Here is a 14,560-nt window from a genome sequence, read left to right as displayed (position 1 = left end):
CAAAAACTTACTGGGCTGCAAGCTCGTCTCAACAAATTACGCGATCAATAAGTGCCTAGCTGATTAACGCAGCATGCTGCCGGTAAAAATCTTAGGTGTGGGAGTAACTATGGATAATATGCTATATATCATCGCTGGACTGGTACTTATTTTACTAATAGCCGTAATGCTACTGCGTAAAAACAAAGCCCAGAAACGACCTGCACAGCGAGCTATGCAGATCGGTAGGAATGCTGCAGCCAATGCACCAATATCATCAACATCAAAAATGTATAACATAAATCCTGCTCAGAACGGATCTAGCAGCGCAAACAGGTTTGACAACATTACTATCGCTTTACGCTTTATGGATCAACAGCGTTATGACAAAGCTATTGAAACCCTAAATCGTGGTCTAATTGAAAAACCTGACGACAACCAACTGTTGCTCCAGTTACTTAACGTCTATGCTACGATTAATCAACCTGATGATTTTTATAGAACCTACGATGCTATAAAAGCCCATAGCGATGTAGCAACTATTGAGCACGCTGATGCATTACGGGCATTGTTTGCCGAAGAGCACAATCAAGCAATATCTCCAGGCTTAACAGCAGCTAGTATCAACAGCGTTAACTTTGAAAGCTTAGAGTTTGACTTGCCCGCTGCCCAGGCTAATACTCCTAACGTTAATGCAGATACTGTTTTTGATACGCTCACTACTGAAAACAACACTAATATAGAAACGGATATACCTAGCAGGCATTCAGTACCTAGCGAACGTTCAGAACCTGTCGATAATACCAACGATATGACCGCTACTGACGCTAATATGGATGATATTTTTGATCTTACCCTAGATGATTTAGAGGCCGATGATCCGGCAGCTGATAGTTTAGAGACTGAGGCCGCTGAGCCAGACGCTACTAACTTCACGCCAGTCGATCCATTAGATGCTGCCGATGCTGTCGATGCTGTCAATTCATTAGATACTACTGATGAATCCCTTATGACACCCGCTAACCAGGACCTAGATATTATTAAAAATACTGATGACGACGATTTTAGTCTTGATGTAGACTTTGATTTTGATTTTGATTTACCTGAGCAATCAGACTCTACTCCTGTGAGCCCAGTAACCGTTGATGGCCATCTAGAAGAAATTAACTTGGACGAGGATGATGATTTTGTCTTAGATTTTGTCTTAGATTTTGCAGAGTTAGCAGCTGATGTTGACGTAGATGCTGATGCTGATGCTGATGCTGATGCTGATGCTGAAAGTAGCACCGCTACCGATGCTTCTGTTCTAGTCATAGAAGAAGATTTTATATTATCCTTGGACAATACTGATATATTAGATCTGAACTCTGATGCGACAACGGACTCGCCAAAAGTAACCCTCCCAGTCGAGACTGAGAAAAATGCGACTGTAAACGCTGGTAGTTCTGGTGCGCTCAAAAACGATGGTGAAGATATTAGAAACCCTATTAGAGATAATGTTAGAGACACTGTTAACACTGAAACGGCAGCAGACTTTGCAGCGCGTTTTGCAGCAGACTTTGATTTTATTAAAACGTTAGATAGTCATCAAGTGACTTTAGATTTAGCCGGTCAATACTTAAAACTGGGTGAATATGATAGTGCCAAACGTTTGCTTAATGAAGTGATAACCCTAGGTAATAACGAACAGCAACATCAAGCACAGGTGCTGCTCGACCGCACAGCTTAAAAAGCGCTGCTATAATTAGTGTTAGTAAGTATTTTATAATATTAGGATACTTGCTCATGCTTTATTTAAAATCTATTTTACTATTACCCTGTCAACCTGTTTATTATTATTAATCTGACTTCTATTAACCACTTTTCACTTTTTTATTATTGCGCTAATACTATGTCCTTATCCTCTATCGTAACAACGGCATCTAACCCCATTCAGCTTATTTATGCTGGTGGTACTTTTGGTAGCTATGGGCGGCCGTTAGCGCCGTTGTTAGCAGAAGTTTTTTTGCCCACATTGCAACAACTGCTTGCTGAGCATAATGATACCGCAAGACTGCCTGCTATCTCATGGTTAGATAACACCTTAATCAAAGACAGCAGCCAGCTGACCCCTAGTGACTTTACACACTTTTATAAGTTACTATTAAAGGCCTATGAGCAAGGACATCGGCGTTTTGTCTTAATAACGGGTACCGATACCTTAAGTTATCTGGGCGCTTTTTTAGCGGAGGCCTTTGCAGGTAGTGATCTTTGTTTAGTCGTTACCGGCAGTATGAGCCCGTTATTAGACAGTGAAATACTACAGCAATATAGCGTTGATGCCAGTAGTGATGCTTGGGACAATCTCAACGAGTCGTTAAGGGTAGCCGCTGCGGGAGAATCAGGCGTCAAGATTAGCTTCGGCGGTGAGTCGTGGGCAGCGCAAACGGTACAAAAAATACACAGCCATGACTTTATGGCCTTTACCGGTCACTCGCGGGCCGCTTATCCGGCGAACAGTTATATTAAGTCACTACCAGCTACCCGGCAACAGCACTGGATTGATGATCAAAATGCAGTATTAGACAACATCCAAACCCGAGCTGAGCAAGCGCACGTACACGCCTTATACTGCCTACCAAATGATCCTGACATGTTGAGCAATCAGCTACAAGCATTATTAATACAGCCGCCATGTGGCATTATATTGTTAGGCTTTGGTGCCGGTAACGTGCCTTATTCATCAGCACTAGCGGAAACCCTACAGCTCGCCTATGAGCGAGGTCACATGGTAATATGCGCCAGTCAATGTCCGTTCGGCGGGGTCAATGACAGTTATGCTGCTGGCAGTTGGCAATACGATTATCACGTTATCGCGGGTGGACGCTTAACCATTCCTGCTATTTATGCGCGATTACTGTGGTTATTACTGCGTTATGATACGCCTGCACGGCGGCGACAGCGCTGGACACATAGCGTCAATCAGACGGGCATAACCATTAAAAAACGGTAGGCCTAAACGATACTTTTTAATTAAAATAAACATGTATCAAAATACCTATGGATGCTATTAGCACGTATGCTAAGTATCTATTACCAGTATTTATTGCCAGTAACTATTATAAGTGTTGTGACCCTCCATTATGCCTGACTCTACAAGCCCCAAATCTGCAATGTCTGACTATAAGATGCCTGATTATAAGATGCCTGACTATAAAGTGCCTGGACTGACCAATCCTGAATACGCAGTGTCTCAAGATAAACCCACTTATACGTTAGCGATTGCTATTGAGTTTTTGGGTACCCATTATCACGGCTGGCAACGGCAAAAAGAAGTGTTGGGGGTACAACAAGCGCTAGAAACCGCTATCAGTAAAGTGGCTAATGAGCCAGTAGAAGTCATCGCAGCAGGACGTACCGATGCCAGTGTCCATGCCAGCAACATGATTGCCCATTTTGTCACCCATGCTTATCGTCCAACTCGGAACTGGTTACGCGGGGTCAATAGCCTGCTGCCTGGTGATATTGCGCTGCGATGGATTCAACCGATGCCGGACGACTTCCATGCACGGTTTGGGGCGATTGCCCGTCGTTATCGCTATATTACCCTTAACCAACCCCAGCGCCCTGCGATACTGAATCATCAAGTCACCCATATCTACGAGCCTCTTGACTTGGCAGCAATGCAACTTGCTGCCGCTGACATTGTCGGCACACATGATTTTAGCAGCTATCGTGCGGCAGCCTGTCAATCCAATCAACCCGTGCGTACCATCAGCCATGCTAGGCTTTTTACCCATGGCCAATTTATCGTCTTTGATATCCAAGCAAATGGCTTTTTGCATCACATGGTGCGTAACCTGATGGGCACCCTATTCGCTATTGGCAAACATGACTTACAACCGGCCGACTTTCTAAACATTTTGGCCAAAAAAGACCGCACTATTGCACCATCAACTGCTTCTGGGGATGGCCTATACTTTATTAATGCCTATTATCCAGAGATTTATCAGCAGCTATTACCTAATTCGCCATTGACTCCTATTTGGCTCAATCTACCTGATTGAGCTAATGTTCGATTGACATACATAACACTTACAAGCTGTCAAGTAAAAATAGGGTATTTTGTTGCTTTAACGCGCCAACTTACGTATAATGTGGGCTTGTTTTTCTACTGATTGATATGAATTATGGCTAAAAATGACGAAATTATGGAGTTCGAAGGCGAAGTCATCGACACTCTTCCAAATACCTTGTTTAAAGTTCGTTTAGAAAACGGACACGAAATTATTGCGCACATTTCAGGAAAAATGCGTAAACATTACATCCGTATTTTAACTGGTGATAAGGTTAAGGTTGAGATGACACCTTACGACTTATCTAAAGGTCGCATTACTTACCGTGGCAAAAACTAATTTGTCGACTGCAAGCTAGTCTATATAAGACTAAAGTATTAGCAGTATCAGTTATTGAATAGTTTGATTAACCGACTGTTACCACTATCTGGGTAGTCTAACTGACAATAATAACGACAATGATAATCTGCTTATGATTAGCTATTTATATCAGCGTTCAAAGCATTCACTCAGCATTTTGAATTAGTATTGAATGGATGATGAACGCTAAATAATAGTTAGATATATCAACTATCTACTGGTAAGAGTCTGTTTAATAACTGACGTTATATTTGTACCACTCGATCATATTTTTACCTTTAATAATGCATCTTTATTCATAAAAATACCGCTAATTATCAGCGGTATTTTTGTGTGTGATGTTAAATTTTTAACGGCTGTCTTCTAAATAAAAGCTATTCGATAGTGCACCAACCAAGCTGGATCAAAAAATACAGTACTGAAGCAAAGCTCTGAAACAAAGCTCTAAAATAAAGCACCGAAGCGTCTATTTATCGTTAGTTTTTACTGGAACGCTACGGTAGCGCCGTTTTGGATAGTGCCTAATAAAGCCAGCGCGTCCCAATTAGTCAAGCGTACACAGCCTGCTGACGCCTGCCGACTAATGCGTGCAGGATCTGGTGAACCATGAATACCATATGTTGGCTTGCTGAGGCCAATCCATACCGAGCCTACTGGGTTATTAGGGCCTGGTGGAATAATTAACTTGCTACCATCATCCTGAGTATAGGTATAATTAGGCTCGTAAACTTTAACTTTGACCTTATGAGTACCTGATGGCGACGGCGTTGCTGTACTCCCCACTGTGGTCGGATAGCTCGCAATTAGAGTGTCCTTATCATCATAAGCGTATAGGGTTTGAGTGGTTCTATCAGCGACCACTCGGCTGACCGGCTTGGTATTAGGTGTACTTGGATTGTAAACAGTGATTACCTCACCCGCGCTAAAGCTAGCATTAGGATTCAATGACTTAAGATAGCTTTCGCTCATATGAAATTTTTCTGCCAGTCCTTCGAGTACACTTTCATAATACATACCATCAAGTTTGGCCTTGGCTTCTGAACTTGTCGGAATAGTGGTCATTTTAATATTGATGTCTGCATCGCCAAGCTGATAATTGACCAGTACTGGCTGTGCCATAAGCTTTTCACTCTTAGTCAGCGCTTGCCACGTTTCATCGTTGAGGGTCTCTGTAATGGTCAGACCGCGCGCCATTTGAAATGCTTGCATGGCCTTACGAGTATTTTTGCCCCAATAGCCATCAACAGGGCCAACCCCACTTTGCTGCCAATTAAGTAGTGCTTGAAGTCTGGTGCCGGTGCTGCGGTTTATTTTTACGGCTGCTTTCCAATTGGCTGCATTGACCTTCTTTGCGGTAGTAGATAAATTTTCTGTCGTATACTTAATAGTAGGCAAAAACTTATTAGGAGAAACCACCGTTTTTACATTACCGATTGGTTGTTGGCCAATACTATTGGTCACCGGACTAATATCACTATTGTTTTGGGCTGTTACAGTAGGGTCAGTATTTTGAGTATTTTGAGTATTTTGAGTATTTTGAGTATTTTGAGTATTTTGAGTATTTTGAGTATTTTGAGTATTTTGAGTGTTTTCGGTGAGACTATCATTTTGGGTAGGTGTGTTAGAATTATTACCTTGGGCCACTTCAAAATCTTGAGCATTTGATTTAGGATCAACCGCTGTTTGCGTGTCAACGGCGCTATCATTAATATCATTAATATCATTGATATCATTGATATCAGTACTGTTGATGCTATCGGTGCCGTCTGCATTACCGTTAGCCATGAATAAAACCGTAGAAAGCCCTACCGCTGCTATCGCCACACTAACTTTTATTAATTTATACATAAATGACCTCTATTATTCATTAATCATGCCATATCCCTCCACGTCAGGATATAACCACTTTGTGTTAATAACTGGCAACTCGTGCGGTATCTCTGTTAATACTAGTCCTTTTAAGACTACCATTAAACACTATAAATTCGGTCGACGTAATCCTTAATTTTTTATATAGAGGTTACTATAATTGTTTAAGGCTTCAGGACAAATGTAAAAAATCCCATAAATTACCGAGCAATTTATGGGATTTAGTATGATAAACCGTAAACGCTTTATGAGCCGTTTTTTATACCAATTTAGCCAATACCGCCTGACCCATCTGTTGGCAGCCTACCTGGGTTAATCCAGCTTCACTGTTGTCAAGAATATCAAGGGTACGCAGTCCATCATCGAGTACATCGCTAACTGCTTGCTCAATAGCTTGCGCTGCTGCTTCATGCTTAAAGGTATAACGCAGCATCATTGCTACAGATAGGATAGTCGCCAAAGGATTGGCTTTATCCTGACCAGCGATATCAGGCGCTGAACCATGACAAGGCTCATACATCCCTTTGCCATTTTCATCCAAACTGGCAGAGGGTAACATGCCAATAGAACCCGTCAGCATCGCTGCTTCATCTGACAAGATATCGCCAAACATGTTACCTGTTACCATAACGTCGAACTGCTTGGGATTACGAATCAGTTGCATACAGGCATTGTCTGCATACATGTGTGATAAGGTCACATCAGTATAATCCGCTTCCTGCATAGCCGTTATAGTCTGCTTCCATAGCTCAGTGACTTCTAAGACATTGGCCTTATCAATTGAGCACACTTTAGCAGGACGTCCTGCTGCTTGAGCACGAGTTTGCGCCATCTCAAACGCTACTTTACCAATACGTTTGATTTCGCTAGTGCTATACACCATGGTATTATAGCCTTGCTGCTCACCATTCTCTAAAGTGCGAATACCACGTGGCTCACCAAAATAAATACCACCAGTCAACTCGCGAACGATCAGTAAATCCAGACCTGAAATAATCTCAGGTTTGATACTCGAAGCATTAACCAGCTGTGGATATAATTTGGCGACCCGTAAATTGGCAAATAAGCCAAGCTCGCTACGAATCTTGAGTAAGCCGCGTTCAGGGCGTTTGCTGCGCTCAATACTGTCCCACTTAGGCCCGCCAACTGCTCCTAATAGTACTGCATCTACTGCTCGAGCACGGCTTAACGTGTCTTCCGGCAACGGTTCGCCGGTGGCATCAACAGCGGCACCACCGATCAATCCTGATTCCAGCGTTAAATCTAACGCAAACTTCTTATTGACAGCTTGTAGCACGTCAATGGCCTGGGCCATAATCTCAGGACCAATACCATCGCCTGCTAATGTTAATATCGTTGCCATGCTAATCCTTGTGACTGAGTTAATAAAATAAGAAATGAGTAGATAAAAGGACTCATTGAGCTAAATATACTATCGGCTCAATGAGTCCTTTTGTTTATATCGTTGTTATATATGGACTACCTTGATTAATATTACCGGCTCTATGTACGGGCTCGATGAATGCAGTTGATATCAGTATTTACTAACGTTTAAACACTCAGTAGCATCAATACCTATAGGCTATTACCTTAAATTTTGACCGTTACTTTATTATTAATTACCGGTTGAGTGACTATACTGGTTTCTACAAACTCGCCTTGATTGTCAGTATCTGACTGCTTACAAAAACGGCGCTGTAAAATATTATCTTTTAGCAAGTCAATGCATAAAGGTTCGGGTGATGCTGCTTCTAGTAAGCTACCGTTGACCTGGGTTGATTTATGGCGATAAGCGCGCAGCAGATACGTCCCTGACTCTTTGAATTCATCGATCATGGCAAAACGTTCGATATAGTCAACATTATTTTCAGGATAAAAATTGATGTGTATTTCACGCTTTATGGGTTTGACACGCGCATAATAATTAAACAGACCATCAATACCAGAGGCTGATAAGGGTACTATTTTCACTGATTTATTATTTACCAGTGGTATCGTGTCCATTTGTATTTGCGCTTGCTCACTTTTACTGAGCCTAGCGTAATGTACTCCATTGGCGCTCGACATAGAAATCAACATCGAAGGATCAACAGGCTGATGGGTATCCGTTGCTATTACTGATGTTTGGTCGATTCGAGTGATCTCGCAGTGGTAGGTTCCCGCACAAGCAATATTAACTTCGCCACTAATGAGTATGACTTGGCCCGCCCAATCTCCAGCACTGGCCTCTTCCTCTATTTGCTGATAGCCAGTCAATAGCTGACAGCCGGATAGCAATAAGCTTGCGGCCACGGCAGTACTTGCAGATACAGCATAACTTTTTTTATTCATAAGGACGGCTACTGTTCATATAAAGGTGAAAAGACACGTGACATGCTATCTAGGGGTATTTAAAGCTTATAGGTTGTATTCATTTTAGCCAGTTCGTCGGCATAACTCAACGCCACAACCCTAATTGACTGCCTTTTATTCACACTTATAGCCATAGCCCTACTAATATAGTGAAATTAGCAGGGTGGGCTTAACTATTAGGTTAATAGCCGTATCGATTATCAGACTTGCAGTGACAGTTACGCGCGCACTTCGTTGAAGATCCAGGGAGTGGCTTGCATCATCTTAGCTTCATACTCTTTGATCGCATCCCCTTGCTGTAGTGTTAAGTCGATATCATCAAGACCGTTCAATAGGCAGTGCTTGCGAAAGGCTTCAACCTCAAAAGGATATTCTTCACCAGCTGAGGTAATGACCACTTGTCGTTCTAGATCGGCGGTTAGCTTATAACCTTCATTAGCGAATGTTGCTTGCATCAAAGTATCGACGATCCCTTCGGCCAAAACGATAGGCAGCATGCCATTTTTGAAGCAGTTATTATAAAAAATATCAGCAAAACTGGGGGCAATTACCGTACGAAAACCATACTCTGAAAGTGCCCACGGTGCATGCTCACGGCTCGAACCACAGCCAAAGTTTTTGCGCGCCAACAAAATATTGGCACCTTGGTAACGCGGCTGATTTAGAATAAAGTCCGGATTGATAGGGCGTTTGCTGTTGTCTTGACCAGGATAGCCTTCGTCAAGATAACGCCAGTCATCGAACAAATTGACCCCAAAGCCCGTACGTTTAATAGACTTTAAGAACTGCTTAGCAATAATTTGATCGGTGTCAACATTAGAGCGATCAAGCGGGCAGACAATACCAGTTTGAGTGTTATAAGCTTGCATAATAATTTCCTATAGATCATGGGTCTTATTGAGTAAAGAGTGATGCATATTATTAATTGCACCATCCTTCACTCTAATAGTAGGCATTTACCAATAATAGGCATTTACCAATAATTGGCATTTACCGAATATCAGGGATAAATAAGGCCTAAAAAGTACGCACATCGACGAAGTGTCCTGCCAAGGCGGCGGCGGCAGCCATCGCTGGACTCACTAAATGAGTACGTCCGCCATTACCCTGACGACCCTCAAAGTTACGGTTAGAAGTCGACGCGCAATGCTCTTGGGGTTCAAGCTTATCCGCATTCATCGCCAAGCACATCGAACAACCTGGCTCACGCCACTCAAAACCAGCATCTGTAAACAAGGTATCTAGACCTTCTGCTTCCGCTTGCAACTTCACTTGTCCTGACCCTGCTACCACAATCGCTTCTTTAATACTGTCTGCAACCTTGCGACCTTTAATGACTGCTGCCGCATCACGCAAATCTTCTATACGCGAGTTGGTACACGAGCCAATAAATATTCGATCAAGTTGGATATCCGTGATTTTCTGCCCTGCTTGCAAGCCCATATAAGTATAAGCGCGTAGCCAGCCTTCTTCTTGCGCCGCATCCACTGCTTGATCAAGGGTTGGTACTGATTGGGTGATGTCCACTACCATCTCAGGTGACGTACCCCAAGACACTTGCGGTGCTATTTGGCTGCCATCAATCTCGACCACGGTATCAAATTCTGCATCATCATCTGAATAGAAGGTCCGCCAATGAGTTTCTGCTTGCTGCCATTGTTCAGCAGTGGGCGCATAAGGACGACCTTTGACATAATCAATCGTTATGTCATCAACTGCTACCATACCAACACGCGCACCGGCTTCAATCGCCATATTACAGACGGTCATCCGCCCTTCCATACTCATGTCTTCAAACACTGAACCGGCAAACTCAATAGCATGCCCAGTACCACCAGCGGTACCAATCTGCGCAATGATAGCCAACACCACATCTTTTGAAGTGATACCAGCGCTCAATTTACCAGAGACCCGAACTTGCATATTTTTCATTTTTTTAGTGATCAAGCACTGAGTCGCTAATACATGCTCAACTTCAGAAGTACCGATCCCATGTGCCAGACAGCCAAGCGCACCGTGAGTGGCGGTATGTGAATCACCACAAACCACGGTCATGCCTGGTAGCACCAAACCTTGTTCAGGGCCAACCACGTGTAAGATGCCTTGGCGGGCATCATTGATCGTAAACTCGGCGATATTAAATTTAGCACAGTTGTCATCTAGGGTAACTACTTGCAGGCGTGAGACCTTGTCCTTAATACCGGTCACCCCTTCTAAGCGCTCTTTGGACACGGTCGGAACGTTGTGATCAGGACTGGCAATGTTGGCAGACAATCGCCATGGCGCTCTATTAGCGAGCTCCAAACCTTCGAATGCTTGCGGACTAGTCACCTCATGTAACAGATGGCGGTCAATATAAATTAGGCTTGAGCCATCATCACGTTTAGTGACTTCGTGAGCATTCCAAAGTTTGTCATATAAAGTTTGACCGGCCATTTTACTATCCTTTATTAGTTGCTAATCGCTTAGCTTAATATTCATTACTGCTTATATATTATAAGCTGAGTCTCTCTTTAGGTACTGTCGTTCTTTGAGCATGGTTGTGTTTGGGCGTTGGCGTCGTATTGCTAACGTATATTACCTTATAGTCGATAGCTTTTATGGCGCGATAGTAATTTATAGAAGGGCAATACTCTTTATCAGAATACCGAATCGTTTATCAAATGGTTTATCAGATCATCATCATAAGGCTGACATAATAAAAATGTCAAAAAGTGTCTAGATACCTTGTGATTATAGCAGCCTAATCCTATAATAATAATTGATGATTTTTGCCCAGTCACAAACTTTTATTTCTAAGACGTTTTGACTGGGTCAGCCAACTTTTATTTATAGCTCGTATTGCAGCTAAGGACACCGGTTTGAATACTACTAATTTGACGACGTTTGTGACAGTTATGCACACTGGCAGTATTTCAGGCGCAGCAGAAAAGCTGTTTATTACTCAGCCTGCTGTCAGTAAGCGGATCAAAAACCTAGAAGAAGAGTTCAAAATTACCTTATTTGATACCGTAGGTCGCGGTATTGTGCCGACCCAAGCGGCCAACGAAATGCTACCGCACGCCAAACGTTGGTTGGATGATTATGAAAACTTCAAGATTAACCTGCAGCACTCCCAACATATTGTATCCGGTAAGTTGGTTATCGGCACCAGTCATCATATTGGCTTGCATCACTTGGCACCCGTATTGAAGCATTTTATCCAAACTTATCCAGCGGTACAGCTAGAAGTACATTTCGTTGATTCGGAAACAGCGCACAAAGCAGTATTAGATGGCGATTTGTCTTTGGCTTTTTTGACCCTGCCGCCAGTTTATGACAAGCGCTTAACTTATCATGCATTATGGTCAGACCCACTGTATTTAGTGACCGGCACCTTATCGCCACTAGCGAAGAAAAGTGACGTCACTTTAGAGCAGTTGGCACGTTATCCTGCTATCTTGCCGTCCGCAAATACTTTTACCAGTCAGATTACCTTAGCTGAATTTGCCAAGCATAATCTAAAACCTTATGCCACCATGAGTACCAATCCACTTGAATCTATTCGAATGTTGGTATCCGTTGGTCTGGGTTGGTCAGTATTGCCGCAAACCTTGATCAGTCAAGACTTAGAACGCATAAATATGGCAGAAAATATTGAGCTACAACGCTACTTAGGTGTCGTCACCAACCCAAAACTGACCAAGTCTAGTAGCGTTACCGCTTTATTGGATCTGCTTGCGCCCATTGAATAAATCTTGCGCCCATTGAATAAATGTAGTGTCGCTGGCTAAAGCCACGTAGGAAGTCTGACTGGCTTTAACCAGATAAGAGCTTTATTCGCAATTATAGCTTTCTTACGTTATAATGCCTTAATCTGATGTCTTATAACATATCATTACCAAAGTGATACTGATAGTTATATATTGAATAGCTTGAGTAAGTTATCATGGCACTGAAGCTATAAGTACTCTCAACAATAGTACAGTTAAACAATAGTGTACTTTTCAAATGCCTGTTACTTTTTCTATACTATGTTGTCTAATTTATGTTATCTAATTTCAGAATAACAAACACTAATTTTAGAATAAATAGTTTTTATAGTAGATAGAGACAACGCTAATATAAAAACTATCGATAATATAATTAACGGTTTTAAATGATTGATTTTATCAGCGGCTAATATATGTGGTTGGTTGAGTAGGAATACCGGATCGGTTATTTCTGTTACTCCTAACACATTACCTCGGCAGAATCGACTTAGATAGGGTTATCCCTAAGATAGTATCAATCATATAAAACTAAGCGCAATTATTTATCATAATTTAAGAGCCATTATGTCCTACTTAATGGCTTTTCTTGTCTTTAGACGTTGTTCTTGAACCTGGTCTTTGAAGATTAAAGTTTTATAGTTAGATATAATTAAAGTCAATCTGTTGGCTAAGGACAGTTATATGAATGGGATTTCTACTGGCGTACTAGTATCGTTAGGCGCCTACTTTCTAGTAATGATCGGCATCGGCATTTATGCTTACTTTAAGCAGGCCAATGATACAGAAGGCTATATGCTTGGTGGCCGTAACTTAGGCCCCGCAGTAACCGCGTTATCCGCTGGTGCATCAGATATGTCTGGTTGGTTGTTACTCGGTCTACCAGGTTATATGTATGCTGACGGGGTCGTTAGTATTTGGATTGCTCTCGGCTTAACGACTGGTGCTTTTTTAAACTACATCATTGTCGCACCGCGTCTACGTGTTTATACCGAGATTGCTGATAATGCGATTACCTTGCCAGATTATTTTGCTAACCGCTTTGAAGATAAGTCGCACATGCTACGCGTTATCTCAGCGATCGTTATTATTCTATTCTTTACGGTTTACACTGCAGCCAGCTTAGTTGGTGGTGGTAAACTCTTTGAAAGTTCGCTCAACCTACCGTACACGACTGGTCTTTGGGTCACGGCTGGCGTGGTTGTCGCTTACACCTTATTCGGTGGTTTCTTAGCAGTATCAATGACTGACTTTGTGCAGGGCATTATTATGCTGTTTGCGCTGGTTATCGTACCCGTGGTTGCTTTCACTGATCTTGGTGGTATTGCAGCGGTTACTGAGTCCGTCAGAAACATTGATCCGACCCTACTGAATATTACCAGCGGTATGACGCTTTTTGGTATTATTTCACTGCTGTCATGGGGCCTCGGCTATTTTGGCCAGCCGCATATCATCGTCCGCTTTATGGCTATTCGCTCAGTTAAAGAAGTACCAACCGCGCGTAATATTGGTATGAGCTGGATGATCGTCAGTCTAATTGGTTCTTTGGCGACTGGTTTCGCTGGTCGTGCTTATGTACAAAAAACTTCAATGACCTTGGATGACCCTGAGACTATCTTCTTGGTATTCACTCAGTTCTTATTCACGCCATTGGTTTCAGGTTTCTTATTAGCAGCGATTTTAGCAGCGATTATGAGTACCATCTCATCACAATTATTAGTGGTCTCAAGCTCACTGACTAAAGATGTCTATAAGTTATTTTTTGACAAAGACGCACCAGAAGCGCGCCAGGTGATGGTTGGCCGTATCTCGGTAATATTAGTCGCTGTGATTTCGATCTTTGTCGCATCCGACCCAGAAAGCTCTGTACTGAATCTCGTATCTAATGCTTGGGCAGGATTTGGTGCCGCATTTGGACCATTAGTAATATTTAGCTTAATATGGCGCGGTATGAACCGTAACGGTGCTGTTGCCGGTATGGTCGTCGGTGCCTTGACTGTTATTATATGGACATATGGTCCTTTCGAGTACAATGGTATGGCGCTTAACAGCTGGTTATATGCGATTGTTCCCGGTTTCGCCCTCAGTACTATTACCATCTTTGCGGTTAGTATAATGACCGGTGGTCCAAAACCTTCCGTCTCAGCGAAGTTTAAAGAAATGGAAATGAACTTAAATGAATAAGATACTAACTTG

Annotated in this window: 11 protein-coding genes; 6 read left to right on the top strand and 5 right to left on the bottom strand. The window is 42.5% G+C overall.

The window, feature by feature from the left end; all coding sequences use genetic code 11:
• Positions 1-109: 109 nt before the first annotated feature.
• The 4 genes from RCH20_RS01310 (at position 110) to infA (ending at position 4,373) form a co-directional block, all read left to right on the top strand.
• Positions 110-1,708 carry a FimV/HubP family polar landmark protein gene (locus RCH20_RS01310; protein WP_327192307.1) on the top strand — a complete coding sequence of 533 codons (1,599 nt, stop codon included), beginning with the start codon at positions 110-112 and terminating at the stop codon, positions 1,706-1,708.
• Between the two features lie 162 nt (positions 1,709-1,870).
• Entirely contained in the window at positions 1,871-2,971 is a 1,101-nt protein-coding gene (locus tag RCH20_RS01305; protein WP_327192306.1) for an asparaginase, read from the top strand.
• Positions 2,972-3,161: 190 nt separating this feature from the next.
• Positions 3,162-4,025: a tRNA pseudouridine(38-40) synthase TruA gene (gene truA, locus RCH20_RS01300; RefSeq protein WP_442793079.1), complete on the top strand. Its 864-nt coding sequence runs from the start codon at positions 3,162-3,164 to the stop codon at positions 4,023-4,025.
• 123 nt (positions 4,026-4,148) lie between these two features.
• Complete coding sequence (infA, locus tag RCH20_RS01295; RefSeq protein WP_209956853.1) at positions 4,149-4,373, top strand: translation initiation factor IF-1; 225 nt, start codon at positions 4,149-4,151, stop codon at positions 4,371-4,373.
• 504 nt (positions 4,374-4,877) lie between these two features.
• Here infA and RCH20_RS01290 read toward each other — a convergent pair.
• The 5 genes from RCH20_RS01290 to leuC form a co-directional block, all read right to left on the bottom strand.
• A complete protein-coding gene (locus RCH20_RS01290) occupies positions 4,878-6,242 on the bottom strand; it encodes a L,D-transpeptidase family protein (RefSeq protein WP_327192305.1) in 1,365 nt (454 codons plus the stop codon).
• A gap of 280 nt (positions 6,243-6,522) precedes the next feature.
• Positions 6,523-7,626: a 3-isopropylmalate dehydrogenase gene (gene leuB, locus RCH20_RS01285; RefSeq protein WP_209956851.1), complete on the bottom strand. Its 1,104-nt coding sequence runs from the start codon at positions 7,624-7,626 to the stop codon at positions 6,523-6,525.
• 227 nt (positions 7,627-7,853) lie between these two features.
• Positions 7,854-8,594, bottom strand: coding sequence for a hypothetical protein (locus RCH20_RS01280; RefSeq protein WP_327192304.1), 741 nt, complete (start codon positions 8,592-8,594; stop codon positions 7,854-7,856).
• Between the two features lie 239 nt (positions 8,595-8,833).
• Complete coding sequence (gene leuD, locus RCH20_RS01275) at positions 8,834-9,484, bottom strand: 3-isopropylmalate dehydratase small subunit (protein WP_327192303.1); 651 nt, start codon at positions 9,482-9,484, stop codon at positions 8,834-8,836.
• 148 nt (positions 9,485-9,632) lie between these two features.
• Positions 9,633-11,051, bottom strand: a complete 1,419-nt coding sequence (leuC, locus tag RCH20_RS01270; protein WP_327192302.1) for a 3-isopropylmalate dehydratase large subunit — start codon at positions 11,049-11,051, stop codon at positions 9,633-9,635.
• 425 nt (positions 11,052-11,476) lie between these two features.
• Here leuC and RCH20_RS01265 point away from each other — a divergent pair, with 425 nt between their 5' ends.
• Together RCH20_RS01265 and putP are read left to right on the top strand one after the other, a co-directional pair.
• Positions 11,477-12,349 (top strand): LysR family transcriptional regulator, encoded by an 873-nt coding sequence (locus RCH20_RS01265; protein WP_209956847.1) that lies wholly within the window; start codon positions 11,477-11,479, stop codon positions 12,347-12,349.
• A 699-nt stretch (positions 12,350-13,048) separates the two neighbouring features.
• The gene (gene putP / locus RCH20_RS01260; protein ID WP_209956846.1) at positions 13,049-14,548 is read left to right on the top strand and encodes a sodium/proline symporter PutP; all 1,500 of its coding nucleotides are present in this window, start codon (positions 13,049-13,051) and stop codon (positions 14,546-14,548) included.
• Positions 14,549-14,560: the final 12 nt, after the last annotated feature.

It is taken from the genome of Psychrobacter sp. PL15, from assembly GCF_035984995.1.
Taxonomy (GTDB): Bacteria; Pseudomonadota; Gammaproteobacteria; order Pseudomonadales; family Moraxellaceae; genus Psychrobacter.
The sequence above is the reverse complement of the archived record's forward strand: the minus strand, read 5'-3'. Positions and strand labels throughout refer to the sequence as shown.

Excerpts from the sequence above, each read along its gene's own strand:
- RCH20_RS01290 (WP_327192305.1), bottom strand. The coding sequence starts at position 6,242 with ATGTATAAATTAATAAAAGTTAGTGTGGCGATAGCAGCGGTAGGGCTT.
- putP (WP_209956846.1), top strand. The coding sequence starts at position 13,049 with ATGAATGGGATTTCTACTGGCGTACTAGTATCGTTAGGCGCCTACTTT.
- RCH20_RS01305 (WP_327192306.1), top strand. The coding sequence starts at position 1,871 with ATGTCCTTATCCTCTATCGTAACAACGGCATCTAACCCCATTCAGCTT.
- truA (WP_442793079.1), top strand. The coding sequence starts at position 3,162 with ATGCCTGACTATAAAGTGCCTGGACTGACCAATCCTGAATACGCAGTG.
- leuB (WP_209956851.1), bottom strand. The coding sequence starts at position 7,626 with ATGGCAACGATATTAACATTAGCAGGCGATGGTATTGGTCCTGAGATT.
- infA (WP_209956853.1), top strand. The coding sequence starts at position 4,149 with ATGGCTAAAAATGACGAAATTATGGAGTTCGAAGGCGAAGTCATCGAC.
- leuC (WP_327192302.1), bottom strand. The coding sequence starts at position 11,051 with ATGGCCGGTCAAACTTTATATGACAAACTTTGGAATGCTCACGAAGTC.
- leuD (WP_327192303.1), bottom strand. The coding sequence starts at position 9,484 with ATGCAAGCTTATAACACTCAAACTGGTATTGTCTGCCCGCTTGATCGC.
- RCH20_RS01310 (WP_327192307.1), top strand. The coding sequence starts at position 110 with ATGGATAATATGCTATATATCATCGCTGGACTGGTACTTATTTTACTA.
- RCH20_RS01280 (WP_327192304.1), bottom strand. The coding sequence starts at position 8,594 with ATGAATAAAAAAAGTTATGCTGTATCTGCAAGTACTGCCGTGGCCGCA.